22 protein-coding genes are annotated in these 26,569 nt (G+C 40.4%); 3 read left to right on the forward strand and 19 right to left on the reverse strand.

Annotation, left to right across the window (positions count from 1 at the left end):
• Positions 1-43: 43 nt before the first annotated feature.
• The 8 genes from IGI44_RS17090 to IGI44_RS17125 form a co-directional block, all read right to left on the reverse strand.
• Entirely contained in the window at positions 44-1,759 is a 1,716-nt protein-coding gene (locus IGI44_RS17090; protein ID WP_438789149.1) for an ABC transporter ATP-binding protein, read from the reverse strand.
• A 516-nt stretch (positions 1,760-2,275) separates the two neighbouring features.
• Entirely contained in the window at positions 2,276-3,382 is a 1,107-nt protein-coding gene (locus IGI44_RS17095; RefSeq protein ID WP_438789150.1) for an ABC transporter ATP-binding protein, read from the reverse strand.
• Positions 3,383-3,458: 76 nt separating this feature from the next.
• A complete protein-coding gene (locus IGI44_RS17100) occupies positions 3,459-3,965 on the reverse strand; it encodes a GrpB family protein (RefSeq protein WP_438789151.1) in 507 nt (168 codons plus the stop codon).
• Between the two features lie 240 nt (positions 3,966-4,205).
• The gene (locus IGI44_RS17105; protein ID WP_438789152.1) at positions 4,206-6,008 is read right to left on the reverse strand and encodes a glycoside hydrolase family 2 protein; all 1,803 of its coding nucleotides are present in this window, start codon (positions 6,006-6,008) and stop codon (positions 4,206-4,208) included.
• Between the two features lie 19 nt (positions 6,009-6,027).
• Positions 6,028-6,438: a hypothetical protein gene (locus tag IGI44_RS17110; protein ID WP_438789153.1), complete on the reverse strand. Its 411-nt coding sequence runs from the start codon at positions 6,436-6,438 to the stop codon at positions 6,028-6,030.
• 4 nt (positions 6,439-6,442) lie between these two features.
• The gene (locus tag IGI44_RS17115) at positions 6,443-7,279 is read right to left on the reverse strand and encodes a carbohydrate ABC transporter permease (RefSeq protein ID WP_438789154.1); all 837 of its coding nucleotides are present in this window, start codon (positions 7,277-7,279) and stop codon (positions 6,443-6,445) included.
• A gap of 13 nt (positions 7,280-7,292) precedes the next feature.
• Positions 7,293-8,198 (reverse strand): carbohydrate ABC transporter permease, encoded by a 906-nt coding sequence (locus IGI44_RS17120; RefSeq protein WP_438789155.1) that lies wholly within the window; start codon positions 8,196-8,198, stop codon positions 7,293-7,295.
• Positions 8,199-8,276: 78 nt separating this feature from the next.
• Positions 8,277-9,554, reverse strand: a complete 1,278-nt coding sequence (locus IGI44_RS17125) for an extracellular solute-binding protein (RefSeq protein WP_438789156.1) — start codon at positions 9,552-9,554, stop codon at positions 8,277-8,279.
• Positions 9,555-9,795: 241 nt separating this feature from the next.
• Here IGI44_RS17125 and IGI44_RS17130 point away from each other — a divergent pair, with 241 nt between their 5' ends.
• Positions 9,796-10,710, forward strand: coding sequence for an ArsR/SmtB family transcription factor (locus tag IGI44_RS17130; protein ID WP_438789157.1), 915 nt, complete (start codon positions 9,796-9,798; stop codon positions 10,708-10,710).
• 198 nt (positions 10,711-10,908) lie between these two features.
• Here the strand turns inward: IGI44_RS17130 and IGI44_RS17135 are convergent, their stop codons facing one another.
• Positions 10,909-11,724, reverse strand: a complete 816-nt coding sequence (locus IGI44_RS17135; RefSeq protein WP_438789158.1) for a helix-turn-helix transcriptional regulator — start codon at positions 11,722-11,724, stop codon at positions 10,909-10,911.
• Positions 11,725-11,845: 121 nt separating this feature from the next.
• Here IGI44_RS17135 and IGI44_RS17140 point away from each other — a divergent pair, with 121 nt between their 5' ends.
• Complete coding sequence (locus IGI44_RS17140) at positions 11,846-12,685, forward strand: NAD-dependent epimerase/dehydratase family protein (protein WP_438789159.1); 840 nt, start codon at positions 11,846-11,848, stop codon at positions 12,683-12,685.
• Positions 12,686-12,719: 34 nt separating this feature from the next.
• Here IGI44_RS17140 and IGI44_RS17145 read toward each other — a convergent pair whose 3' ends face one another.
• Together IGI44_RS17145 and rsgA are read right to left on the reverse strand one after the other, a co-directional pair.
• Positions 12,720-14,423, reverse strand: coding sequence for a metallophosphoesterase family protein (locus IGI44_RS17145; protein WP_438789160.1), 1,704 nt, complete (start codon positions 14,421-14,423; stop codon positions 12,720-12,722).
• 138 nt (positions 14,424-14,561) lie between these two features.
• The gene (rsgA, locus tag IGI44_RS17150; protein WP_438789161.1) at positions 14,562-15,566 is read right to left on the reverse strand and encodes a ribosome small subunit-dependent GTPase A; all 1,005 of its coding nucleotides are present in this window, start codon (positions 15,564-15,566) and stop codon (positions 14,562-14,564) included.
• Between the two features lie 474 nt (positions 15,567-16,040).
• Between rsgA and IGI44_RS17155 the strand changes: the two genes are divergently transcribed.
• A complete protein-coding gene (locus tag IGI44_RS17155; RefSeq protein WP_438789162.1) occupies positions 16,041-16,187 on the forward strand; it encodes a hypothetical protein in 147 nt (48 codons plus the stop codon).
• Between the two features lie 48 nt (positions 16,188-16,235).
• Here IGI44_RS17155 and IGI44_RS17160 read toward each other — a convergent pair whose 3' ends face one another.
• From IGI44_RS17160 to IGI44_RS17195, 8 genes are all read right to left on the reverse strand, one after another.
• Positions 16,236-18,968: a cation-translocating P-type ATPase gene (locus tag IGI44_RS17160; RefSeq protein WP_438789163.1), complete on the reverse strand. Its 2,733-nt coding sequence runs from the start codon at positions 18,966-18,968 to the stop codon at positions 16,236-16,238.
• Positions 18,969-19,159: 191 nt separating this feature from the next.
• Positions 19,160-19,915 (reverse strand): SDR family NAD(P)-dependent oxidoreductase, encoded by a 756-nt coding sequence (locus tag IGI44_RS17165; protein ID WP_438789164.1) that lies wholly within the window; start codon positions 19,913-19,915, stop codon positions 19,160-19,162.
• Between the two features lie 14 nt (positions 19,916-19,929).
• Positions 19,930-21,207: an SLC13 family permease gene (locus IGI44_RS17170; protein WP_438789165.1), complete on the reverse strand. Its 1,278-nt coding sequence runs from the start codon at positions 21,205-21,207 to the stop codon at positions 19,930-19,932.
• Positions 21,208-21,683: 476 nt separating this feature from the next.
• The gene (locus tag IGI44_RS17175) at positions 21,684-22,847 is read right to left on the reverse strand and encodes a sialidase family protein (protein ID WP_438789166.1); all 1,164 of its coding nucleotides are present in this window, start codon (positions 22,845-22,847) and stop codon (positions 21,684-21,686) included.
• A gap of 137 nt (positions 22,848-22,984) precedes the next feature.
• Entirely contained in the window at positions 22,985-23,431 is a 447-nt protein-coding gene (locus IGI44_RS17180; RefSeq protein ID WP_438789167.1) for a YhcH/YjgK/YiaL family protein, read from the reverse strand.
• 11 nt (positions 23,432-23,442) lie between these two features.
• Positions 23,443-24,468: a 4-hydroxythreonine-4-phosphate dehydrogenase PdxA gene (gene pdxA / locus IGI44_RS17185; RefSeq protein WP_438789168.1), complete on the reverse strand. Its 1,026-nt coding sequence runs from the start codon at positions 24,466-24,468 to the stop codon at positions 23,443-23,445.
• 15 nt (positions 24,469-24,483) lie between these two features.
• Complete coding sequence (gene dapA / locus IGI44_RS17190) at positions 24,484-25,380, reverse strand: 4-hydroxy-tetrahydrodipicolinate synthase (RefSeq protein ID WP_438789169.1); 897 nt, start codon at positions 25,378-25,380, stop codon at positions 24,484-24,486.
• A 21-nt stretch (positions 25,381-25,401) separates the two neighbouring features.
• Positions 25,402-26,559 (reverse strand): iron-containing alcohol dehydrogenase, encoded by a 1,158-nt coding sequence (locus tag IGI44_RS17195; RefSeq protein ID WP_438789170.1) that lies wholly within the window; start codon positions 26,557-26,559, stop codon positions 25,402-25,404.
• Between the last annotated feature and the right edge of the window lie 10 nt (positions 26,560-26,569).

Here is a 26,569-nt window from a genome sequence, read left to right on the forward strand (position 1 = left end):
CGCCAACATTTAGCTTTTCATAATTCTGATTACAGTAACTCGTTTATCTCCTAAATTGGGCATCATACAACGCGCGATAGGCTCCGCCTTTAACCATTAATTCTTCATGGGTCCCCTGCTCTACAATACCTTCAGGGCTAACGACAACGATACGAGTGGCATGTTTAATCGAGGCTAAACGATGAGCGATGATCATGGTTGTTCGCCCTTTCGCTAGTGAATTCAAGGAGTCCTGAATCACCTGTTCTGTTTCGGTATCTAAGGCAGAAGTCGCTTCGTCCAAGATCAAAATGGGCGGATTTTTCAGAAACATTCGGGCAATGGCTACCCGTTGTTTTTGTCCCCCAGAAAGTTTCACACCCCGCTCACCAATTTGAGTATCAATTCCCTCAGGCATTTCTTCCAATACACCATCAAGATGGGCTAGTTTGGCTGCTGCTAAAATATCCTCATCACTAGCATCTAACCGTCCATAAGCAATATTTTCCCGGATACTCCCTGGAAACAGGAAGACATCCTGTTGCACAATCCCAATCTGATTTCGTAAAGAGGCTAACGTCATCTCGCGAATCGCTATATCATCGATGGTAATTTTCCCACTGGTTACCTCATAAAAACGCGGAAGTAAATTGCACAATGTCGTTTTCCCAGAACCACTTTGGCCGACGAAAGCTACTGTTTCCCCCTTTTTAATAGAAAGATTGATGTGATTTAACACCTTTTTCCCATCTGCATAGGAAAATGATACATCCTCGTAGTTGATATCTCCTGACAGATGATTCACCTCTATTGCATTTGGCAGGTCAACGATATTCGGCTTTTTATCCAATTCTTCGGTCAGACGCTTAAACCCCGCAATACCTTTTGGATAGCTTTCAATCATATTATTTACTTTTTCAATTGGACGAATAAAAACATTGGCTAATAAGATGAAACCGACAAATTGCCCATTCGTTAATTCTCCTTGAATGACATAGTACGATCCAAAAATCAACGTAAACAAGTTAATCAGACGTATGAGTAAATAATTATAAGCCGAACTAATCGCCATTACCCGATAGAAAATAATCTTTGATTTACGGTATGCTTCGCTCAAGCCTCCAAACTTATGGTATTCATGTTCTTCATTAGCAAAAGATTGAGTTACGCGAATTCCGCTAACCGAAGCTTCTACTCCCGCATTAAATTCTCCTAAATTTTCATAAATCCGCGTGTTTACATTGGTCATTTTCTTATTAAAAAATACGAGAGCGACCGTAATCAGCGGCAACAATGCAAATGTTGCAATAGCCAATTTTACATGCGTGTTAAGCATCAGTAAAAATGACCCCACCAGCGTCATGATCGTAATAAATACATCTTCTGGACCATGATGAGCAACTTCTGATATTTCAAACAAATCAGTGGTCAAGCGGCTGATCAGTTTCCCAGTTTTTTGATTGTCGTAATATTCATAGGGCTGCGTCTGCAAATGGGCAAATAATTCCCGCCGCATGTCCGTTTCGATGTTGACCCCTAATTTATGCCCGAAGAAGACCACGATATATTGCAAGATCGTATTCAACACATAGAATAAAAAGAGTGCGAGACAAGCCATAAGCACCACGCGAAACTCTTTTTGCGGCATGATTTTATCAATCACCTGATTCACAGCCACCGGAAACGCCAACTCTAAAAGACCGGCGAATACCGCACAGGTAAAGTCCAAAATAAACAATTTTTTATAAGGACGATAATAACTAAAAAAACGCTTTAACATGTTTTTCTCCTTTTCGATAAAACTGGATAACTCCACTCATTATAGCAAAAAGTCAGTCTTGATGGCTTTTTCCATAAAATAATTCGAACAATTTCACCACGAAGCATTTTTTGCATCAAACAATAAGTTAATTCAGAAAAAACACAACACTAAAACAATCGTAATTTCTTTTTTGTCTTGAGTGAAGAAGAAAAATAGATCTGCTGTTTCCTTGTTTAAAGAAAACGAAAAAATTTGCGAATATTTCTTTACTAGCTTTCTACTTTCTCACAGGTAGATCCTATTAACTCTCCCTTGAACAAATTCTAGCCGTACTTTTTTTCCTCTTAAGAAGTGGTAATACCTGAGATAGTAACTGCCATCCTGTTTCTCTAAAGGGAGCTCTTTTCCGTAAAAATACTAAAAAAGATTCTCTTCCACACCAAGAATACCTGCTTTAGATACTCTTACTGTAAAAAAGAACCTTATTATTTCCCTGATAATCCGGTGAACACACATAGGAAAAAGTTGTTTAGATTAAAAAGTAATGACTTCTTCACTTTCTGCATCAAAGAAATGACTTTTACTAATGTTGAATGCCAGCTCTATTACCACGCCTGGTTCGTGGAAATCGCGAGCATCGACACGTGAGATAAATTCCGTATCCCCTGTTTTCGTATATAGCATCGTCTCTGCTCCCAGCAATTCCGATACCACCACATTTGCTCGGACTGTCGAATCGGGCGCTGCATCAATAGCGATTGGTTCCGTGTGAATGTCCTCTGGCCGAATCCCAAAGATTACTTTTTTACCTTCATAGCCTTTTTCGACCAGCGCTTTATTTTTACCTTCGGGAACGCGTAACCGTAGACCTTTCCCGTCAGTGATATAGCCATTTGCTAAGGTCACTGGGAAGAAATTCATCGCTGGTGAACCAATAAAGCCTGCTACAAACTTATTCTTCGGTGTGTTGTAAACTTCTTGAGGCGTACCAATCTGTTGAATCAGTCCATCCTTCATAATAACGATTCGATCAGCCATCGTCATTGCTTCCGTTTGATCATGTGTGACATAGATTGTTGTTGTATTTAATCGGCGATGTAGTTTCGCAATCTCCGCACGCATGGCGACCCGAAGCTTTGCATCTAAATTAGATAAAGGCTCGTCCATCAAGAAAACTCGTGCGTCCCTGACAATCGCACGACCTAAGGCAACCCTTTGACGCTGCCCTCCTGAAAGTCCTGAGGGCTTACTTTGCAGGTATTCAGTTAGTCCCAATATTTCTGCCGCATTTTCCACACGTTCTTTGATTTCAGCTTTTTCAAATTTTCGCAGTTTTAAACCAAATGCCATGTTATCGAAAACCGTCATATGAGGATAGAGTGCATAATTTTGAAAAACCATTGCGATATCACGATCCTTTGGCGCAACATCATTCATTCGTGCACCACCGATCTTGAACTCCCCTTCACTAATATCTTCTAGTCCGGCAACCATCCTTAAGGTAGTTGATTTTCCACAACCAGATGGACCAACGAAAACGATAAACTCTCGATCTTTGATCTGCAAATTAAAGTCCGTTACCGTATAGTTTTCGTTGCTTTCATATTTTTTATAAATGTGATTTAGCTCTAATTCAACCATTTTCCATCTCCCGTTTCTTTATGCCTGAGTCTTGGCAGCTAATGGATTTTTGATGCTTCTCTTATTTGGGTATTCACTATTTTTTTTGGAGGATTTTCTCGACAAATTGACTTTTCTCATGAAAATAGGCCATTAAATTATCCGCGTGTTTCACTGCTAATACTCTTTTCAATTGCGCATACTCCTTGACTGCTTCTGGATGCGTTCTCAGATAATCCCGAAATTCTATATGATAACGATACGGGGGACTTCCCCACACACAAACATACAAGTGATATGCCATGAATTCATCTTTGTAGGATCGCTCAAAAACTTCACGTCCCTCAACACCTTGATTTCCCACATGAATATAATCAAGACGATTCGTCAATTGTCTTTTTATATCAGGAAATTCTTCCATTGAAGAAATCACGATATCAATATCTAGAATAGGCTTACCAGCCAAACTGGGAACCGAGGTACTCCCCACGTGCTCTATGCTAACCACAGAATCAGCTAGCTCTTTATTTAACATTTTTTTGATAGCCGTAAATTGCTTAGGCCATTCCTTGTCATAGTCAACTACCTGAACTGTTTGCCTCACTGTCATTTCTCTCCTTGAATAAAATTCCTAGATCGAGCGACCCTTTCATCAAATTAGCTTTTCTCTCGTATGATGACATAGTAGTATCTTTTCAAAAAGAATTATTGAAGTCTTAAAATACGCCATTTTTCAAAAAAGTGATTTTCTTGATCGCACACTAGGCAGATCATTTAGACTATCTGGCGACTTCAGTATTTCTCTAAGAATGTTCAACATCTAATCAATAGAACGAATCTGTCCTTAGTTGCCAAAACCATCTAACGCCATCAAATGATACGAACCATTGATCTTAGCAAGTTCATTCAAATCACACTTCGGTTCACGTTCATAGGTGAGCAAGCCATTGATTTCTTGTTCAACGTCGCTTAGCTGCGTATAGCAATATCCCCAAAGACTTTTTGAAGCAAATACAGCTTCCATCACTCGACGATACTCTCGTAAGAAATCCTCCTCATTTTCTGCCGAGGTATATCCCCAGCCGGGTTGTCCAGAAACGTCAAAACCAATACCGCCAAACTCTGTTAATAAAATTGGTTGATTTTGATAAGAGAACCCATTAGCAAATATCGGCCATGGTGAAGACCGTCTGGTGATTAATTTTTCAACCGTTGAGAGACTGTCCATAAAATGCAGGTATTTTTCTTTTTCCTCTTCTTCACCATGCGCATAGTTATGAACGGCAACTATATCAGTATCTGTCAGTGCCCAACCATCGTTTGAAATGACTAAACGCGTAGGATCAAGCGATTTTAGATAGTGATACATCGTTTGAGTATAGTGCTGTTGCTGACGATTAAAGGAAATATTTGGTACTCCCCAACTTTCATTCACTGGTACCCAAGTGATAATCGATGGATGATTGTAATCACGACGAATAATATCCGACCATTCTCCCACTAACCGTTCAGCGGAATCATGGTTGTAAATCGCAGGTGCAGCACATTCCCCCCAAACAATGAAGCCAAGTTTATCCGCCCAATAAAGAAAACGCGGGTCCTCTACCTTTTGATGTTTCCGACAGCCATTAAAGCCCATTTTCTTTGCTAACTCGATATCCCTAACAAAATCAGCATCCGTTGGAGCAGTCAGTAATCCGCTTGGCCAATACCCCTGATCCAAAACCAATTTCTGATAATAAGGTTTATTGTTTAAAAAAACCATTCCATCTTCTGTATGAATCTTACGCAATCCAAAATAGCTGGAAACCTTATCCTCCGTTTGACCTTCTGTATTCAGACAGAAAGTAACATCAAATAAATTAGGGGTCTCCGGTGTCCAAGTCCACCCTTCACTATGATAATTCGTTCGAAAAATGTGATTCTGAATCAGCTCCACATCAAATATCGTTCTTTCAGCGACAACATCCACCGTTCCCGAAGCAATGAAATTTTTTCCGTAACTAATTTCGTAATTCAATGAAGCTTTCGGATGAATCGCAGGGAATTCCACATCGAAGGAAACCTTTCCTTCATCAAACAACGGGGTGATGCGGACATCTTTGATATAATTCATTGGAACGATCTCTAACCAAACGGTTTGCCAAATTCCGGTAGAGTTCGTATACCAGATGCCTCGAGATTCATCTTCCCAGAACTGTTTGCCACGCGGGATCGACTCATCATAATGACTGTCAAAAGCTCGCACACTGATTTCTTGTGTGGCAGCTTCATTCAATTGATCTGTAATGTCGATTGAAAAACTAGTATTCCCGCCAATATGATGACGGACATGCTGCCCATTGACATATACCTCCGCTTCATAATCCACCGCACCGAAATGTAGAATGACACGCTCATTTTTTTCTGCCTGTACCTCGAAGGTCCGTTTGTACCAAACAATATCATGGGGGGTACGATCATTAATCCCACTTAATTCTGATTGATAGACAAATGGCACGTTGATTGTGCCATCTAACTTCTTACCAGCATACCAGTGTTCTCTTTTTCCTCGGTCATCATCATCAAAAGCGAATTGCCATTCGCCGTTTAAATTTATCCAAAAATCTCTAACAAATTGCGGACGCGGGTATTCATTTCTATTCATTCTCTACTCCTACTCTTGCTTAACCAGTCTGACTGCTTAAGCGTATACTTTTATTTTTTGCTAGCAGGATCACTGCCGCCGACATTCCTAAAACTAAGCTGATCACATCAAAAATCACATATGAAAATAATGCTTGGATTAATAAAACAACCCCGATGGACTTAACCACCTGATCATCCTTAACATATTTCTGACTGGCAATTAGATTAAACAACCCTAACCCAATCAGTAATGTCCCAAATCCACAAATAAACAAAAAAGCATTGCCAAAAAGGGCATTTATTCCGTGATACTGCTTACTGAAACTACTTGTATTATTATTGGCAAAAAACTCCTGATAAACACCATAAAACAAAATCGTAATAAGACCATCTATCACCTGCCAAATCCCCATAATCTTTATCAACGTTCGTTCTTTTCTTCGACTCATAAGATTATCCTTTCACTCCGGCTGAAAGTGACATTGATTGTAAGAAATACTTCTGTGCAAAAAGATACAAAATGAATGTCGGAACAATCGCAATCAATGCCCCGGCCATCAATAAACCAGGCTTCACATCATACATTCCCTGCAGCAATTGCAGACCCGCAGTAATCGGCATCCGCTCTACATCATTAAACACAATCGAAGGCCACAAGAAATCGTTCCACGAACCCGTAAATGAAAACAAAGCGACCACTAACAAAACGGGCTTTACTAATGGCAGAATAATCTTTGTAAAAATAGTGAACTCACCTGCACCATCAATTTGAGCCGCCTCATCAAAATCTTTTGGAATATTATCCATAAATTGCCGAACCAAAAAAATATTGAACACTCCAGAAGCAGCCGGAACAATCATTGCCATCGGTGTATTCACCCAGCCAAAAATATCAACAATTTTATAAAGGGGAATCAAATTCACCACTGAGGGAAACATCATTGTCACTAACAAAAAAGAAAATAAAACATTTTTCCCCTTAAAATTCAATCGACTGTAAGCAAAAGCTGAAAAAGATACTACGAACAATACCAATATTGTATGAACCACTGCGATAAACATCGAATTTAAGAACCACCTTAATAACGGCGCACTAGTATTATTAACAAGTAAATTTGTATAATTGCTCATCACCCATTCTGCGGGCATAATTTTAAACCCGCTAGTCATGATTTCTCCATGAGATTTAAAGGAAGTGAAAAAGCCATAAAGCAGAGGCAACATCCAAATGATCGCCATAACAAACAAAAATAGAAAAGCAACGATTCTTGTACCTGATTTTTTCCTCATTATTCCTTCCCTCCTAATCCTTGTTTCTCAACAAGACAAACTGAATAGCAGAAACGACCATGATACACAATCCTAAAATCACGGCTAAAGCAGAAGACATCCCTGCGATTGACTGTCCAGAACCAAAGGCATTTTGCTGAATATACATTAAAAGGACTCGTGTCGAATCATTTGGACCGCCTTTAGTTACCATTAATGGTTGGCCATAGACGTTAAATTGAGAAATCGTTGTCATTACAACCGTATATAAAATTTGACCCTTAATTGCTGGTAGTGTAATCTTAAAAAACTTTTGTACCGAAGTTGCACCATCAATATCCGCTGCTTCATAAAAATCTTTCGATATCCCGTTTAATGCTGCTTGATAGATGATCATGTTTTGTCCAATCACCCACCAGACAGTGACAACTACTAAAGTTATCCATGCATATGGTTGAATCCCCACCCAAGGAATATCCGTTCCTAGAAGATGGTTAATCGGACCGAAACTAACATTGAACATCATCGTCCAAAGAATCGCCACCGCTGAAATCGCAAATAATGAAGGTAGGTAAAACAATGATTGGAAAACTTTCCAAAATTTTGGCTTTGCATTTAAGGCAGCCGCTAGCAATAAAGGAACAATAATACAAAATGGCACGGTAAAGATAACAAATAAAACAGTATTTTTCAGACCAATTCGCAACTGTTCATAAAAGATCGAATCCTGATTAAAAAGGATTTCTTTATAGTTAGCGAATCCCACAAATTCTGGTGAACCGACTAGATCCCAATCCGTAAAAGATACGATAACACCAAAAACTGAAGGAATCAGAAAGAAGATCAAAAAGATAATTAAATGAGGTGCTAGAAACAACCAGGGCTTCATCGCAAGTTTTATCTGCTTTTTGGGCTTGGACTTTTCGGCTACTGACATCATAATGCTTACGTCCTTTCATATAAGGAAGAAAATCGTGATCTCAGATTAAAGCCTCTTCTTAGACCACGACTTCTTTACTTATTTATTGGTTTTATCTTTCGCGATTTTTTCTTTCACTTCTTTTTGCATACCTGCTGTAAAATCTTTTACCGATTTTTTACCGAAAATAGTATCAAAACCGTTTGTTTCAAGGTATTCAGAAACGTATCCGTTGTATTTATAATCAAAGATCGTTAGTGTATCACGTTCTTTTGGATCATTCATGTATAATGATTGTGGCATTTTTTTATATTCTTCATTATTTAAGATATCTAGTGATGCAGGATTCTGACCAGCCTTAGCCCATTCTAGAGAATTCGTACGCAGCCATTCAATAAAGTCCATGATTCCTTTCGTCTTAGCATCTGAACGATCTTCATTATTGAACATGACGAATTGATGTGATGAAGACCAATTGACGGCTTTACTCAAGTCATCTGATAACTGAGGTGAATTAGTAAATCCCCATTCAAATTCTGCTTCATTGATTGTATTTTGAGCCCAAATTCCTTCTGGCAAGAAAATCGATTTTCCAGATACAAATATTTGTGTTGCATCTTCCCCGTCCTTATTTGTAATGCCCATTTCGTAAAGGTCACGCCATTCATTGATCGAGTCTTTTGAAGCCGCCGTGTCTAAAGTTGGATCAATGCCGTTTTCAGATAATTGCCCTCCTTTTTGCTTTAAAACAGAAAGAAAATTCGGTTTAACCCAGGTTTCACCAATAGCAGAAATATTATCCGCTTTTGCTTTCTTGCCTGCTTCTATGATTTCGTCAAATGTTACAATCTCATCATCTAAAGCAGTCGGACAATACTTCTTCACCAGAGCTTTGTTATAGTAGGTACCCCAAGAGTGAATATCTAATGGAAGTCCATAACGTTTCCCATCCAATTCTCCCATGCTCCAAGCAGCCTCAACATAGTTTTCAGCCTTTACCTCTGGATAATCGCCTAGCACATCATCATAAGTTGTCAGCATGTCATTGTCTTTATATTGTTGGATTCGTTCCGCGTGTACAATGTTCAAGTCTGGAATGTTTTTCCCTGAACTTACCACTGTCGGAATTTTTTTATACATATCCACTTCTTTCATGGCAACATTTTTTACTTTATAGTTTGGATTGGTATCATTGTAATCATTGATCATTTTCTTGATATTTTCGCTATCGGCACCGGTAAATGGATTCCAGAAGACAATTTCCTTTTTATCCTTTGCGGAAGAATTACTGGTTGATCCTCCCCCACCACAGCCTGCGAGCATTCCTAAACACGCACCTGCTACAATTACTAAACTTGCCAACTTTGATACTTTCATTCGTTTTCCTCCTTTTTACTAATAAGTTAATCGTTATCCGTACGTTACACGTAAAAGGATTAACTTATTGGTCAAACGCAAAGTATTTATTTGTTCTGAACTGAAAATACCATCCTCAGAAAGCGCTGTCAACGTTAATTATACCAAGTAAATCAAATAATACTTTTTAGTTAAAACGATATTATGCTATACTAGTTTTACAAACATCGAGTTTAACTATTCAGTTAAAAAGGAGGATTATATGGAATTAGATTTGAGCACCTATTCTCTACCAGTTTTTGAGGCGTTAGCTAGCGAAACAAGAATTAATATCTTACTATTTATTGGAAATAGTAAAAAAAGTCTCGGAGAGATTGCCAAAGAGCTAAAACTTAGCAACGCGATTGTGACTAGACACGTACAACAAATGGAAGATGCTGGACTTTTGGGATCGGAACGAGGGATCGGGGCCAATCGGAATAAAAAGCTTGTTTATCTGAAAGTTGATAATATTAATCTCTCATTTCCAGAAAAAGTCTACCAAGAATATAAATCCTACCAAACCAACTTGCGTTTAGGTCATTTTACTGATTTTCATGTGGAACCGACATGTGGACTCGCCACTCTGAAGGATATCGTTGGTTTGACGGATGAACCAAAATATTTCATGGATGAAAAACGGGTAGATGCCGCATTGCTTTGGTTTAATAACGGGTTTGTTGAATATAAAATTCCCAATATGCTACATGAAGATGAACTCCCTGAAATGCTAGAACTTAGCTTCGAAATTGCTTCGGAGTTTCCCGTTTCAAATAACGTTTGGCCAAGCGATGTTTCCATTTTTATTAATGAAAAAAGAGTGGCAGTCTATACAATTCCTGGAAATTTTTCTGATACTAGAGGGCGCTATACACCGCTTTGGTGGGGAGATGAATTTAGTCAATATGGGTTATTGAAGCATCTTCGTGTAAACAAGTTAGATACTGGCATTGATGGTCAGTCCTATTCCGAGGTATCAATTGATGATTTAAATCTACATGAAGAAGAGTTTATCACATTGCGTTTTGAAATTGAATCAGATGCCAAGAACAAAGGTGGTTTAACCTTATTCGGCAAGGGATTTGGCAATCATGATCAAGATATAAAAATCAATGTCTATTATCGTGAAAACAACTGACCAACGTGCTCGTCTTAGCCACTCATTCTAAACAAAACAAGCTTCTATGATAGCAGTTCGGCTCTTCTGCTATCATAGAAGCCTGTTTTGTGCATTTTCAACTATTGTTGAGATTTCCATTAATTCAATATTTTTTTGGAAGCCCACCTCCGAATTTTATAACGACTGGCGCTTTGTGCCGTATTATATAACAGAAATTCAATGCATATTCTTCTCTATTTTTGCCTTCGTTGAACCATCCGCCATAAATAGCTTGATCGTATAATTCGGTGATTCTGACGACAGCAGATTCATATGGTCAAAGGCGATCGCTCCAATCTCTGGATGCTGCCATTTTTTGTAGCTGTCGGCTGGAACCGTGATTGTTTCTTCTACCCATTTTTTGGCAAACAAAGGACTCTCTTTTTGTAACTCATCAATCGTTACTTGAAATTTCTCATCATGAGGATATTTCGCCTTGTCAGCACGGTAGCGATCCACCATTGTTTCGGCATATTTTTGCCAATTAGGGATCAGCTTCTTCATATGTTCACTCAATAAGAAATGCTCTAACAAATTGGTTTCTTCTAAAGCATGTTGTGGCAATTGAAAAATGAATTCTGCAGCATGGTTCCAATAGATGATATTCCAATATTGATCAATCACATAGACGGGATTCGGGTCTAAAGCATCGACCATTCGAGTGATTCCATCACTCAATTCGGTACTTTCTTTCGTCAGGTATCCCTCAGATAAATTCGCCAGTTCGAATAGATAGCCTTTTTCAGCAGCAGTCAACTGCAGCGCTGCGGCGATACTTTCCAATACCTGCAAAGACGGATGAACATTTTTTCCTTGTTCGATTGCGGTATACCAAGAAACCCCAATGTTTGCCAGTTCTGCGACTTCTTCTCTTCTCAATCCTGGAGTTCTTCTTCGACGAGTATTGGGTAAACCGACTGTTTCAGGGGTGATTCGTTTTCGTGCAGAGGAAAGAAACGCGCCGATCGATTTTGTAGTGGTTAATTCATTCATGATTGTACTCCTCTCTTAGCCTGACACTCTCAATGGTAGGATAACCAGCATCAGGATAAGCTCTTATTCTTCAACTATGATTATAAAGTAAATGATTTTGATAACAAAGGAGAGAGTTTTTATGAAATACTTTTTAACCGGTGCCACTGGAAAAGTCGGCAGTCGTTTTGCCACTTATCTGTTAAATAAAGGCGAAGAGGTCCGGGTGCTTGTGCGAGACTTAGAGCGTGCCCGTTTTTTGGAGGAGCGAGGCGCCGAATTGGTTCTCGGTGATCTATCTGATCAAGAACAATTGGCTGATCTCATCAAAGGAACAGATGTCGTGATTCATTTAGCGGCTCAATTCCGCAATGTTAGCGATGAGGCCGCATGGAAGGCCAATGTTGACGGCACACAGACTTTAGCAAACGCTACTGTTGCTGCAGGAGTCTCACGATTTGTATTCAGCAGTACCAGTCTTGTTTACATGGACATTCAAAGAGAACAGGAATGCAGGGAAACCGATCCGGTCGAGCCGCAAGCGACTTATCCAAAAACCAAAGTCGCTGCTGAAAAAATTCTATTAGACATGCAAGAAACAGCAAAACTTGATGTTCGAATTCTCCGCTTTGCTTTTGTGTATGGCGATGGCGATCAACATTTATCAGAATTCGCACCGATCATGAGCCATTGGAATCCTGAACAAAAAATGTCAATGATCCATCATCATGATATTTGCCAAGCACTTTATTTAGCGGCAACAAAACCAATGGTCCTAGGAAGCATCTACAACGTTGCCGATAATGAGCCAACCAGCATCGCTGATTTACTGCTAGCAGTCAACACTGCCGCTGCTGCGGACACCTTGCCAGCAAATAATCCCTTCAGCATGATCTTGAATACAAGCGCGATCAAAACAGACTTAGGATTTGAAGCCAAATACCCGACCTTCCAGGCCGCTGTTGATGCGGACGCGTTATAAATAGCACCAAAAAGAGTAGAAACGTGAGCCGTTTCTACTCTTTTTTGATGTCTTGCAGCAGACTCATCAATTCAAATCCGGTATTCACCTTCGAATAAATCGAGCACACCACAAACAGTCGCTTTCCAGCAAAGTCGACATTTTTAAAACGTCTTGAAGATGCTGGAATATGGTGGTGTCCGTGAATGGCGCCAATGATATTGTACTTTTTGAATAGTTCTTCGATTTTTGGCTCTTCACAAACATAGTCCTTATTATAAGCATCGCTGGTTTCCGGTAGGAGGCTCAACTCGTTGAACAATGGTACATGAGAGACGATCACCGTTGGTACTTTGACATCTTTATCTAAGATTTTCTCCAATGATGCCAAAATAAAGCGTTGCAGTGCCTCTTTTCGTCTGACTAATGCGACGGGAATCGTCAGCCCAATATAGCGAACACCATTATGAATCACACTGGCATTATTCAGTAGTTGCATTTTGGGAAAACGTTTAGCAATTTCGGATTTGACCACTTCATAAAATTCGTGCTCACCTGTCGGCAATAGATACCATGCTTCATCGGGATCTGCCACCAATTCTTTAAACCATTCGTAGTTAAAAAACGGCCGCCATTTATCCCATTCTTCGTCTGTTCGATCGGTCGTTTCAGGTAAAATATCGACTAATTCGTGCCCACCGATGACATATAGCCCTTCTATTTCTGAATCTTCCACATGAGAATCCGAGACATCACCAACCAACACATTGAAATTCCGATTGATAAATGGTAGTTTGCCCTCTTTGGCATGAATATCGGAAATCACGTTGATTATATTACGATTTTCAGTTGAATGAACATTTTTAAAGTATTTTTCTGCTTCATCGGGATGGACACTGTGAGCGACATAATTTTCTCGTGTTCTGGAAAGTTCCTCGCCATATTGTGAACGTAAAAGCGGTTGCGTATTGATCAGTTGAACCGCCTCTGTAGAAACGAGCGCATTTTCGACACCTTGTTTCACCTCTTGCGGCAGCAAAGATAGCCCCGATTCAATGTCCGAATGAATCGATAACCCTTGTTCAATCTTCAGTTGGTCTTGTTCCACTGTATCCAGCAATTGAACCTCTTTGCCATTGATCATTAGCGGCAACGAATTAGCCACCTGAACGACAAAAGTCAAATACTCAGAGATATAACCTGAGATCCCCGTTTTTACATTTTCACTAAAGAGAAATTTACCTGCGAGATTGGCAGACAACGGTCCGGTTTCATCGTGCTGCATGAGCCGCCCAGCAACTTGAATTTCCAATAACGGGTTCTGTAGAATCGCCTTGTAGGCCTGCTTGACCTCAAAGGAACTTTCAGCGACTCGATTACCTGTCACCTGAAAAATACTCAGCGTTAAATATTTCTCGACTGTCGTTTGATGCAGCTGGATATAGCGCCGAATCTCTTCTGGATGAAGCAAATATTGAATCGCGGCACGTTGAATATAATTTCGAGCCGTATCATAGGGAATCGCAGAATAAACCAGATCCCCCTTTGAAGAGATCGCCATCGAATGATTTCGCGTATTGAAGGTCAATTGGAAATACTCATTTTTGAAGACGGTCTTATTAACAGGTCGGCGTTTGTTTTCTGGATAGCGCTCGATCCGTTCTGCCAAAACGGGCGGCAGTCCTGTCTGACCTGTATTCTGCAAAGTCTGCTCGCGTCTTTCTGCCAGCGAATGTTCTGGTTCTTTTTTTGATTTCATGAGATCACCTCTCTTCGTGTTGCTATCCTAATCATTAAACCTATTATAGCCTGTATCGTCAAATCAAGTTAGAAATTTTTCGATCAGCTAAATAAAAATCGTTTAGAGCAGAAACACTCAAAACGATTCTTCAATGATTTATCTTTTAATATTCATTTTTCGAACAGACTTACTGAGGTCTTTCAGCCAAGCTTTCTTTTTCTGCAAATAGGCGGTTTTATCATTGGTAAACTGCGCTTCTTCAAGGAGCTTGAGATAGCTCTCCCATCTTTCTCGCGCTAGTTCACCATTAGCCAAGGCCTCCTTTACCGCACACCCGGGTTCACTTTGGTGATGGCAATCCTTAAACCTACAATTCCCAAAGTAAGCCTCCACGTCAGCAAAGCTCTGCTCCAAGCCTTTCGATACATCCCACATTCCGACTTCTCGCATACCAGGAGTGTCAATAATTTTTGCCCCGTTTTCTAAAATAAATAGTTCCCGATGCGTGGTCGTATGTCTGCCGCGGCTATCCTCTTCTCTAACGGCTTGTGTTTCCATGATTTCTTTTCCTAACAAGCGATTGAGCAGGGTCGATTTACCTACCCCCGATGAACCAACCAAAACGACCGTTTTCTCTGGTTCCAGATAGGACTCCAATGCGGCTAATCCTTCAGAGGTCACTGCACTGATGGGATAAACCTCAGTGCCTAATGCAATTTCTTGAGCTTTGGCAAACTGTTCAGAATACTCTTTTACCTGATCCGTTTTGGTCAACAGTACAATCGGCACTCCGCCAGATTGCCAGCCTAGTGTCAAGTACCGCTCCAAACGTCGCGGGTTAAAATCGTGATTCAGTGATTGTAAAATGAAAATATAATCGAAATTCGCCGCAATCATTTGTTCCTTGCCCTCCGCAGAATCCATGCGTGATAAGGCCGAGTTGCGGGGCAGTGTTCGTAAAATAATACTGTGGTCCTTCCCCTGCCAGTCGATCGCCACATAGTCCCCTGTCGTCGGATATATTTCCTCCTCCAGGTCATAATGTCCACGCTTCACGCGCGCAAAAGCGTTTCCTTTATCATAGGTGATCTCAAATAAATCCTTGTGTACAGCTGTTATTTGAGCGATGATTTCTTCTGTTTTTTCACTAGTTGTCTTCATAGATGATCTCTTCTCCTTTTTGATTAGAGATATCTGCCTGAAAATAAATTTTCCACCTAAAAAATAAACAAAAAAAGCCGATAGTCATCCTATCGACTGAGAATACAACGCTACGACTCATTCGACAGATATCACTTTCATAAGCACACCAAATAAACCTAAGTTTATTTGACTATTCAGCTCATTGATTAGATACCTGCGACACTCACAAGACATACTCCATTCCTAAAAAGGTGTTCAATTTATTTTCATTATTAGTATAACAAAGAAGATAATGATCAGGCAATGTGCAGTTTCGGTCATTCGATTCTTTTTTTAATCCTGCGAAAAAAGTGGAACAATCCACGTATGTTATTGAAATAAGTAAAATAACAAATGATATGCACTATTAATAATTTCGTTGAATAGTAAATAATTGAAGAGATTGAGTCATCAATCAATGTTAGGATGGCAGAGGAAAGGGATGGGGTATTGATGGAATACGTTATTGGCAATGAAATTACTACGGTTGACTGCCACGGAGAAAAAGTAACAGGAATCATCGAACAAATCTATGTGAATACAATAATTGTTGGGACTACGACAATGAAATATGTCTGTCCCAAAAAGAAAATCGCTTAATATATAAAAATAGGCAACGTACAGAAGCTCTGTACATTGCCTGTTTTTTTATTCGGTCACTGCTTCTTCGACCTTTTCAGTAAAAATTCTTCGTTGAAAAAATTTTACAACTTCCACAATTGGAATGATTGCAAAGGACGATCCTGCGACGACACCCCATTGCACACCATTTAATGATGCGACCCGGAAAATATCATTAAGTCCGGGCACAAGTATAATTACTCCCATCAAAGCAAAGGAAAGTAAAATTGCCCAGTTAAAGGTTTTATTACGGAATGCTCCCACCTTAAAAATCGATTGCTTCACAGATTTCACGTTAAAGGCGTGGAACAATTGCATAAATCCGAGTGTTGCAAAACACATTGTTAACGCATCCGCATGCTGTAATTGGTAAAGTGCTTGCGTAGAGAGTTCAGGCATATTTAAAGCCGTATGTGCTGGATTCTGAATTGCGAACCAATAGACAAATAGCGTAATGCCGCCTTCTAAAATACCTTGATAAATGATGCTGCTAAACACGCCGCCAGAAAATAGATTGGAACTTCGGCCTCGCGGTTTATGGTTCATCAAGTCTTTTTCAGCGGGTTCCATTCCTAAGGCAATCGCTGGAAAAGTATCGGTCACCAAATTGATCCATAATAAATGAATCGGCAGCAAGGTATCCCAAGCAAACAATGTGGCAATAAACAGGGTCAACACCTCACCCAAATTTGCTGCTAATAAATATTGGACGGTTTTTTGAATATTAGAGAAGACTTTCCTTCCTTCTTCTACCGCGACAACGATTGTGGCAAAGTTGTCATCCGCTAAAACCATATCCGAGGCCCCTTTAGAGACCTCTGTCCCAGTGATTCCCATGCCAATACCGATATCGGCTTGTTTTAACGACGGTGCATCATTGACACCATCACCGGTCATCGCAACTACTTTGCCCTCCTGCTGCCAAGCTTTTACGATTCGCACCTTATGCTCTGGTGATACTCGAGCATAAACAGAATAATTGTAGACTTTTTTCGCGAATTCTTCATCACTCATCTCATTTAACTCTGCCCCAGTTAAGACTGCGTTGGAATTTCCTGCATGAATGATTCCCAAACGAACCGCAATCGCTTCAGCAGTATCCTTATGGTCACCAGTAATCATAATCGGTCGAATTCCTGCTTCCTTCGCCATTCGTACAGCTTCAGCTGCTTCTTTTCGCTCAGGATCAATCATTCCGACCAAACCGGCAAAGCACAACTCATTTTCAAGCACTTCTGTGGTTAATTCATGAGGAAGTTCATCAAGATATTTGAACCCCATGGCTAACACCCGTAGCGCCTGTTTCGCCATATCAGCATTATTGAATAGGATTTCGTTACGTTGTTTTTCAGACATGAAAACTTCTTGTCCATCCATAAATACATGAGTAGCTCGTTGGATTAAGATATCAGGCGCACCTTTGACTGCAACTAGGTATTTTCCATTGGCAAGTTGATGAACCGTACTCATTAATTTGCGATCAGAATCAAACGGCAATTCTGCGACACGCGGTTCTCTGATCAGACTTTGGTTGATGTCAAAATGCTGATCAATCCCAAATTGAACTAACGCCGTTTCCGTTGGATCGCCAATCAAGGTTCCATCTTGAGCGATTTTTGTATCGTTAGCATAATTCATAATTTTCAATGCCAAATTATCAGTTCCAATCGTTGATTTAGCCGACTTCTGCTGAAACTCATCATACAATTTTTCTACGGTCATTTGGTTCAGCGTTAACGTCCCCGTTTTGTCGGAAGCGATAATATCTGTACTTCCTAACGTTTCTACAGCTGGTAATTTACGAATGACAGAATTACGCTTGGCCATTACTTGCGTTCCTAATGCCAGAATTATCGTAACAATCGCGGGTAATCCTTCAGGAATCGCGGCTACGGCCAATGAAATAGAAGTCAAAAGCATATCAACAAACGAAGTCCCGTTGATCAATGTTCCCACAATAAACATAATTACTGCAATGGCAATAATTGCTATGGTCAAAAATTTACCCAAGTCATTTAAATTATTTTTTAACGGGGTTTCTGTTTCATCGGCTTGGGCTAGCATATCAGCGATTTTTCCGACTTCCGTGCTCATTCCAGTATTTACTACGACACCTTTGCCGCGTCCGTAAGTCACATTACTATTTGAAAAGGCCATGTTCACACGGTCACCGATGCCGATATCGCCAGCTGGCAAGACACCTGTTTCTTTTTCTACTGGCACCGATTCACCTGTCAGTGCTGCTTCTTCGATTTTTAATGACGCCGCTTCTAATAATCGAATATCCGCCGGAACAACATCTCCTGCCTCCAGCATTACAATATCTCCTGGAACCAACTCATCACTTTTAATTGTTAACGTATGCCCGTCCCTTAAAACAGTCGCATTTGGCGTCGACATTTGTTTCAGCGCTTCAATTGCTTGTTCCGCCTTTGCTTCTTGAAAAACACCCATGATCGCATTGATGATCACTACCAGTAAAATGATGATCGAATCCACGATCTCATGAGAGACAATCGCTGAAATAATCGCCGCCGCCAGCAAAACGAGGATCATAAAATCCTTGAATTGCTCCGCGAATTTCATTAGTAAACTCTTCTTCTTTCCCTCTGCCAGTTCGTTTTTTCCATACGCAGCTAGGCGGCTTTTTGCCTCATTGCTGCTTAATCCTTCACTTGAAGACTGCAGTTCAGTCAATACAAGTTCTGCATCTTCTGCATAAAATTCCGTTATACGTTGCTTTTTAGTTGATTCTGTCATAGGCTCCTCCTAATTTTTCTTAAAAAAAGAGACTTGTGTATGTCTAAAAAGGCATACACAAGTCTCACCATTCAAGACAGTACCAGAAAATTTCTTTCGGTATTGGTGATACTGTCACAGTTTTTAACTGCTGGTTACTCCCTTATGTGGGTATTAAAATTCTAAAGAATCACAGTCCTGTAAACTGACCATTATTGCATTAACTTGCCGCCGCTAAGCGTTAAACTGGCCCCTGTTATAAAACTAGCTTGATTCGAACACAGATACATGACTGCCTCTGCGACATCGGCAGGTTTTCCCAAACGACCTAATGGAATATTTTCCAATACAGTTTGACGATACTCCGTTGACCATTGATCTGTCATTTCCGATTCGATTGGGCCACATTGAACGGCATTTACTCGAATATTGTCTTTGGCAAATTCCATGGCAAAATGCTTAGTTAAATAAGTAATGGCAGCTTTTGATGCCCCATAACTGGGTGAAGCATTTGGATGTGGCACAACACTAGCTGTTGAAGTAATGTTAAGTATATTTCCTGCTCCAAGCTTTTTCATCTCTTTTAAGACAACTCTTGAAAGATAAAATGTCCCGTCCAAATTGACACTTATTACTTTTTTCCATTCTTCTGATGTGGTTTCAAGTGTAGCGTTTCGCTCGATGATACCAGCGTTGTTGACGAGTATATCAATTTTATTGAAGCGTTTCAGTGTTTCGTCTACAATTATCTCGCAGTTTTCGGCAATAGAAACATCGGTCGCAATAAAATCACTGATCCCGCCAAGCTTTTGAATCTCGGCATTCACATTCTTTAATTTCTGGAGGTTCGTTCCGCATATCATTACCGACGCTCCAGCTTTAGCAAAATGGAGAGCAATTTCTTTGCCAATTCCACGACTACCTCCAGTTACCAGCACCACTTTTCCTTGAAACGTCCTCAAAGACATTTGATCACCTCAGCTTAAAATGGAAAGACAACGACTGACCCGATCGTTAACGCGACAATTCGAATCAAATACATCGGTACTGAATATTTCCAAAACTCTGGAAGTTTGTATTTTCCCATCCCCATGATCATGGCTGGCATACCATCCACTGGCATGTACCCACCATTCCAGCCAGAAATCACCACTGCTGTTGCCGCTGCAACAGGACTTAAGCCTAAACTGATCGTTGTCGCGATCGCAATTGGAGCAAAAATGTATACGGACCCCATGTTCGAACCAGTAAAGGTGGCACAAGTACTCGTCAATAAAGTAAAAATCAGGACTAAGAAGAATGGATGGAAGTTTGTTCCAATAGTATCTGCTACTAAATCTCCGATCATTGCTGTAAATCCAGTATTTGCTAAGGCATCCGCCACTCCAATGACTCCTGCCATCATCAGAATAACCGGGGCACCCATGCTGTCACGCACTTCTTTGAAATCTAGTACGTTGATCACTAATAGGATCGCTCCTGCTAATCCAGGAATCACATAGGAAGCATCACCTAAAGTATTCATCATCATCATACCGGCCACACTCAACATGAATAGCGCAATGGTTAGATTTTCTTTCCATGCTGGCAATACTATTACTTCTGCTTCTTCTTTTTTGTCTTCTTCGGCAGGTTCAGTGATTGGGTGATCTGGCAATAAACGATAGGCAACCAAACTCCAAACTAGGAAACCCATTGCTAAAATGAAGTTAACGATTGCAAATTTCGGCATTGAAATTGTTTCTTTATAGCCTGCTGTTTCTAATACACTAACCGTCACCCCGTAAAATAACGCACAGTTAAAAGGCAGTAACGGATGGTTCGTTGCAAAACCTAAAGGCATCATTAATTTTGATGTAGGCATTTTTTTATTATAAGGAATCATCGATACTAACGATAAAATAAGAACATAATACCCAGTAGATCCAGAACCCGTTAGACTCGCACCAAGCATCACAACGATCAGCAGTAATACATAGCTTTTGTAGCCGCCACGATTAACCAAAGAAATCATCGTGGATTGGACCCTGCCAATCAAACTGGTTTTCATTAAGCCTGCCATTACAACCATAAATCCTGCTACCATAATTACACTTGAATTTACAAATCCTGCAAAAGCCTCTTGAACCGTAGATAAGCCCGTAACAACCAATAACAAGCAGGCCAACAAAGGTGGAGCGCCAAAGGCCAATTTGTCAGACATGATCAAGACGATCATGAAAACCAAAATACCCAGGGCGAGAATCATTTCTATTGTCATTTTTGTATTCTCCTTATTCGATTTAATGGATTAATTTTTCATAGAAAAATTAGTTTTATTCGAATGCCGTATATCATTCAACTAAAGCGCTATAAATATTAATTTATTCATCCTTTGAAAGTTACTTCTCTTCTTAATATCCTGCGAAAAGTTGAACTGACATCCTTATTCGATTTAATGGATTAATTTTTCATAGAAAAATTAGTTTTATTCGAATGCCGTATATCATTCAACTAAAGCGCTATCAATATTAATTTATTCATCCTTTGAAGGTTACTTCTCTTCTTAAATATCCTGCGAAAAGTTGAACTGACATCCTTATTCGATTTAATGGATTAATTTCTATTTGCTATTGATACATAAGGAAGATCAACGCCCTATGTATCAACAGTAAACGCAATTCTAAGTCCTGAGCAGCGGTCGCTCTGCAGCGCAACACACTGATGCTGGAAATTTCACATAGCTATTTTTTTAGGTTAAACGCCTTCACCCGAAGTTGGATTATAGACACCTTCTGCTTCTCTTTTTCCGCCAAATAAATCTTCTACTGTAAAACGAACGTACTTCACACACAAACGATTCTTATAGGCATAAACTAAATGTAACACCCCATTGCTGTCTTGATAAAGAGTCGGATATTCGTGTTGCGAGTTATTCGTTTTGTTTTCGATTCCGATATAGCCTTCAGCTGGTTCAAAGACTCTTCCTATTGGCCAAGTTTTACCATGATCTTCTGTAATTGAAACAGCAACTGGATTTCGTAAGCCAGGCCAAGCGACCGTTCCGAATTCCGCGTTATTGGCAGCGTTCACATTATAAGCTAAAGCGATTTCACCTGATTGCAGCTTAATTGCACTCACACTGGCATTGTTATTTGGCAGAACAGTCGCCTCTGGAACTGACCAAGTATCACCGAAATCATATGATTCACTCTTATAAACATGATCCGCAAAGCGACTACGCATAAAGGCAACTAAATGTCCTTCTTCTACTTCAATTAGATTTGCATGTACTCGCCCATTACTATCAGGCATCCGAACAGCTTTCCACGTTTTTCCTTGATCATCTGAAACCTGAAACTCTGTTGGATCATTCGTTAATCCTTCAGGTGAATCTTCACATAACCAAGTACTAAAGATCCAACGACCATTACTCAATACTTGAATTGCTTGTCGAGAGAAGGTTCCTTCATTATTGAACAATACTTCAGGTTCTTTCCACGTCACACCCTCATCGGTGGATTTTTGAACCATTATAATAGAAGTAAACTGCATGTTGTCTTTGCCTTCTTGACGACTCAGTTGAGAAGTATAAATTAACCAAATCTCGCCATCCGGTGCTCTGAAAAAGGCTGGATTTTGCTCACTGCGGTCTTCACCTTTAGAAACGATTTCCGCTTCAGACCAGACCTGCGTTTCAGGGTCTAGCTTGGAAACTGCAATGGAGATGTCTCCGCTTCCTTCAAAACTTCCAGCAAACCATGCACATAGCATACCGCCATCCTTCGTTTCAATTAATGCGGGTGCATGAGCAGTTGCTTTTCCGCCAGTGGGAATCAATCCAAAATCTACATTCATAAAATCATCCCGATAAACCACGCCATTTGGTTCAGATTGTCTTACTTTTGGTAACTCTGTCATACTTTTTCCTCCTTATTCTTCCTATTAATATGTTTATTTTTTCTTCTAGAAAAATTAAGTAAACGATTCATGCCACAAACCATCCAACTAACTTTCATCGGCAGTCGTTCACTTATTTTTTCCAGAGTGCTTCCTTTTTAATCAAGTGCTAACTTAATGACTGCTTTTTTAAAATGTAGCGGCTGATCGATATGAAAAACCGCTTTATGACCATCCCACGGAAAGCAAATGTATGCCATGCCTTCCGATATCTTCATCTTGTGCTTATCTTTACCCGTAAACTTTTGAACATCTCTTTCTGCGTTGTAGGGGATTGCTTCGGTTAAATCGTCAATTTTGTTCCAAGCGATATATTCTTCACCCTCTAAGACAATCTGAAGATCTACGAAGTCTCGATGCGCTTCGAATTGCGTCTCTTCAATGGGTTTGGTCGCTCCTTCTTGAAAGAAGAAGAAACCACCCTCGAAGAAATACTTTTTGTCAAATTCCTGTTGCTCAATCCCGTTCATTGCTTCAAGCGCTTCAGGGATATTAGGAAATAATTTCGTATAGTGATGTAGATTTGCTACGGCATCAATAATCATTTCTCAGCCTCCTAGGAATTCTCAGCTAAACGAATCGCATAATCGATAGCATTTTCAAGACTGAATTCACTGGCTGTCCACTTCCCTGCTTGGTCAAAGGCGGTTCCATGATCCACAGAAGTCCGAATAATCGGTAACCCAAGAGTGATGTTTACTCCTTTGACCGCTTCCCACGCACCCGATTGTTGATCATAGACGAAGCCTAATGTTTTCAATGGAATGTGGCCCTGATCGTGATACATCGCAACCACAATGTCATACATACCGCCGTTCGCTTTAGAAAAGACTGTATCAGCCGGTAACGAACCATAAGCCTTAATGCCTTCTGCTTGTGCTGCTGTTACTGCTGGATTGATTTCTTTAATTTCCTCTTGTCCAAATAACCCGTTTTCGCCACAATGAGGATTCAATCCTGCCACGGCAATCCGCGGTTCCGCAATCCCTAGATTTTTACATGCTTGATCAGCAATTCGTATGACATCCAAGACCCGTTCTTTCGTCGCACGATCACAGGCTTCTCTTAAAGAAACGTGAGTCGAAACATGGACCACTCGCAGATTCCCATCGGCCAGCATCATGGTGTATTTCTCTGTTCCGGTTAGATCCGCGTAGATTTCCGTGTGCCCGGCGTAATGGTGCCCCGCAGCATTCATCGCTTCCTTGTTTAATGGATTGGTTACCGTCGCATCGATTTCATTCGCCATCGCTAGTTCGATCACTTTTTTTACATATTGAAAGGCAGCATTTCCGCCAACTTTAGACACTTCGCCAATCGGTAAATCCTCCATCTTTACAATAGCTAAATCAATCAAATCGATTGTCCCAAACGTGAATTTCCCTTCACTAGGCGTTTTCACCACATTTATAGCTAGGTCTAACTCTGGATGCTTGTCCAAATAATAGTGCAGCACACTTTTATCACCGATCAAAAGTGGCTGACAACGATCGTATAACGCTTGTTTATTTAATGCTTTGATGGCAATTTCTGGTCCAATTCCAGCTGGGTCGCCCATCGTGATTCCAACGATTTTTTTCATTTTGACTCTCCCATTCTATTTCATGCCTTTTTCTTGATTTTCTGCGATTACTTTTTTCAACGCCTCCGTTGCTTGCGAAGAAACTTGATTGAACGGCGCACGACATTTGCCGACTGGGTATCCCAATAAACCTACTGTATGCTTAACGATCGTATTCGGATTACCAAATTTAAAGCAGTCTCTGAATGAACGAATCGAGTCTTGGTAAGCTCTTGCTTTTTCAATCTCTCCATTTAGGAATTGTTCGTAAATCTGCGCCATGACAAATGGATAGATATTCGAGCAACCGGCGATTCCACCTTGTCCGCCTGCTAACAACGTCCACAAGATTAGGGAATCATTCCCTGAAAGAACGGCAAAGTCTTCCTGCTCACGAGTCTGTTCAATGTATTGCAGGATATTGTCAAAGTTTCCGCTGCTGTCTTTTACCCCAATAATGTTGTCAATCTTGCTTAATTTACCAACAGTTGCTGGTGCAATGGCGTTGCCTGTTCGCGCTGGGATATTGTATAGAACGATTGGCATGTCGACGTTTTCCGCTACTGTTTTGAAATGGGTGTAGAGCTCCTCTTGAGAAGCTGCCGCAAACGAGGGAGTAATGATCGAAAGTACATCAACGCCAACTTCCTTCGCCTTCTGTGACAAACGGATCGTATCTTTTGTTCCTACAAGTCCTGTTGAAGCATAAACAGGTACGCGCCCGTTTACTTCTTCAACTGCCACCTTCATGATTTCAACTTTTTCTTCTTCTGAAAGAATGTACCCTTCTCCGTTGGTTCCAAAAACAAAAATTCCGTGGATACCGCCATCGATCATCCGATTAATTTGTATACGAAGTTCTTCATAGTTAACACTCTCATCGTTTTTCATTGGTGTTAAAATCGGAGAAATGATTCCTTTGATTTCTACCATATTATTCTGCCCCATTCCTTTTTATAAAATTTCTAAATAGATGCTTCTTGCATCTTCGGGTGTCACTTCGCGCTTATTGTTGACTAGCAAGCGTGTTACTTCCATCCCTGCAGCTACTAAACCGTCCAAGTCTTCAGCCGGCACATTAAACGTTTTCAAGCTAGTAGGAATTTCCAATACTTTGACGATTTCCTCTAGCTGATTGATCATGTAACTAGATTTCTCAATCACAGTTAAATTTTTCTCGCCATTTTTTACTACTCGGTCGTATGCCACCGCTAGTAATTCTTTGATCGCTGGTTCATTGAATTTCATAACTGGTGTTAACAGCATCGCATTTGAAACGCCATGAGCGATATGATACTTTCCACCCAGTGGATACGATAATGCATGCACGGCCGTCGTTCCTGAAGAAGTAATCGCAACTCCTGCGTAGAACGAGCCTAACAGCATGTTGCTTTTCGCTTCTAAGGCTTCAGAGTTTGTGCAGGCTTCAATGATATTGTTCATGATCAGATCAAGTGCCTCTAAAGCAAACGTGTTGCTGATTGGATTTGCTTTAGCAGATGTGAAGCATTCAATTGCGTGACACAAAGCATCAACTCCGGTAGCAGCAGCAATCGGCTGCGGTAAATTTTTGATCATGCGACTATCTAAAATTACGTAATCTGCGATCATTTCAGGATTAACGATTCCGATTTTTAATTCTTTTTCCGGTACGCCTACGATACTGTTCGGTGTTGCCTCAGAACCGGTACCAGCGGTCGTAGGAATCATTAAGCTGGTGATTTGTTTTTTTGCCAATAATGGATCATCTAGCAAATCTTTAACCGTGTAGTCATCCGTCGCAAGGATCGATGCGAGCTTCGCTACATCCATCACGCTGCCGCCGCCGATAGCGATAATGAAATCTGCGCCCTCTTTTTTAAATTCTTCTACCATTGCCTGCGCTTCATGATAATTTGGCTCTGCTGGAATTTCCGAAATAATCGTATACACCACGCCGGATTTTTCAATCACTGCTTTAGGTAAGTCGACTAACCCCGCACCTAAAATTCCTTTATCGGTAAAGATGACGATCTTCTGAACATCTTTTGCAACAATATCTGCAAGCTGTTCAAGTGCATGTTCACCCGCGATGATATTCTTTGGCATCTTTAAACTGTAATCTACAAGCATTATATTTCCT

Source organism: Enterococcus sp. DIV0756 (genome assembly GCF_051710745.1).
GTDB lineage: Bacteria > Bacillota > Bacilli > Lactobacillales > Enterococcaceae > Enterococcus_A.

What these genes read in the sequence shown, in the direction of transcription:
- IGI44_RS17095 (WP_438789150.1), bottom strand. Translation starts at nt 3,382, where the DNA reads ATGGTTGAATTAGAGCTAAATCACATTTATAAAAAATATGAAAGCAAC.
- IGI44_RS17180 (WP_438789167.1), bottom strand. Translation starts at nt 23,431, where the DNA reads ATGATTATTGATGCCGTAGCAAATCTACATCACTATACGAAATTATTT.
- IGI44_RS17160 (WP_438789163.1), bottom strand. Translation starts at nt 18,968, where the DNA reads ATGACAGAATCAACTAAAAAGCAACGTATAACGGAATTTTATGCAGAA.
- IGI44_RS17090 (WP_438789149.1), bottom strand. Translation starts at nt 1,759, where the DNA reads ATGTTAAAGCGTTTTTTTAGTTATTATCGTCCTTATAAAAAATTGTTT.
- IGI44_RS17105 (WP_438789152.1), bottom strand. Translation starts at nt 6,008, where the DNA reads ATGAATAGAAATGAATACCCGCGTCCGCAATTTGTTAGAGATTTTTGG.
- pdxA (WP_438789168.1), bottom strand. Translation starts at nt 24,468, where the DNA reads ATGAAAAAAATCGTTGGAATCACGATGGGCGACCCAGCTGGAATTGGA.
- rsgA (WP_438789161.1), bottom strand. Translation starts at nt 15,566, where the DNA reads ATGAAGACAACTAGTGAAAAAACAGAAGAAATCATCGCTCAAATAACA.
- IGI44_RS17140 (WP_438789159.1), top strand. Translation starts at nt 11,846, where the DNA reads ATGAAATACTTTTTAACCGGTGCCACTGGAAAAGTCGGCAGTCGTTTT.
- IGI44_RS17135 (WP_438789158.1), bottom strand. Translation starts at nt 11,724, where the DNA reads ATGAATGAATTAACCACTACAAAATCGATCGGCGCGTTTCTTTCCTCT.
- IGI44_RS17165 (WP_438789164.1), bottom strand. Translation starts at nt 19,915, where the DNA reads ATGTCTTTGAGGACGTTTCAAGGAAAAGTGGTGCTGGTAACTGGAGGT.
- IGI44_RS17130 (WP_438789157.1), top strand. Translation starts at nt 9,796, where the DNA reads ATGGAATTAGATTTGAGCACCTATTCTCTACCAGTTTTTGAGGCGTTA.
- IGI44_RS17125 (WP_438789156.1), bottom strand. Translation starts at nt 9,554, where the DNA reads ATGAAAGTATCAAAGTTGGCAAGTTTAGTAATTGTAGCAGGTGCGTGT.
- IGI44_RS17170 (WP_438789165.1), bottom strand. Translation starts at nt 21,207, where the DNA reads ATGACAATAGAAATGATTCTCGCCCTGGGTATTTTGGTTTTCATGATC.
- IGI44_RS17145 (WP_438789160.1), bottom strand. Translation starts at nt 14,423, where the DNA reads ATGAAATCAAAAAAAGAACCAGAACATTCGCTGGCAGAAAGACGCGAG.
- IGI44_RS17120 (WP_438789155.1), bottom strand. Translation starts at nt 8,198, where the DNA reads ATGATGTCAGTAGCCGAAAAGTCCAAGCCCAAAAAGCAGATAAAACTT.
- IGI44_RS17195 (WP_438789170.1), bottom strand. Translation starts at nt 26,559, where the DNA reads ATGCTTGTAGATTACAGTTTAAAGATGCCAAAGAATATCATCGCGGGT.
- IGI44_RS17115 (WP_438789154.1), bottom strand. Translation starts at nt 7,279, where the DNA reads ATGAGGAAAAAATCAGGTACAAGAATCGTTGCTTTTCTATTTTTGTTT.
- IGI44_RS17155 (WP_438789162.1), top strand. Translation starts at nt 16,041, where the DNA reads ATGGAATACGTTATTGGCAATGAAATTACTACGGTTGACTGCCACGGA.
- IGI44_RS17110 (WP_438789153.1), bottom strand. Translation starts at nt 6,438, where the DNA reads ATGAGTCGAAGAAAAGAACGAACGTTGATAAAGATTATGGGGATTTGG.
- IGI44_RS17175 (WP_438789166.1), bottom strand. Translation starts at nt 22,847, where the DNA reads ATGACAGAGTTACCAAAAGTAAGACAATCTGAACCAAATGGCGTGGTT.
- dapA (WP_438789169.1), bottom strand. Translation starts at nt 25,380, where the DNA reads ATGGTAGAAATCAAAGGAATCATTTCTCCGATTTTAACACCAATGAAA.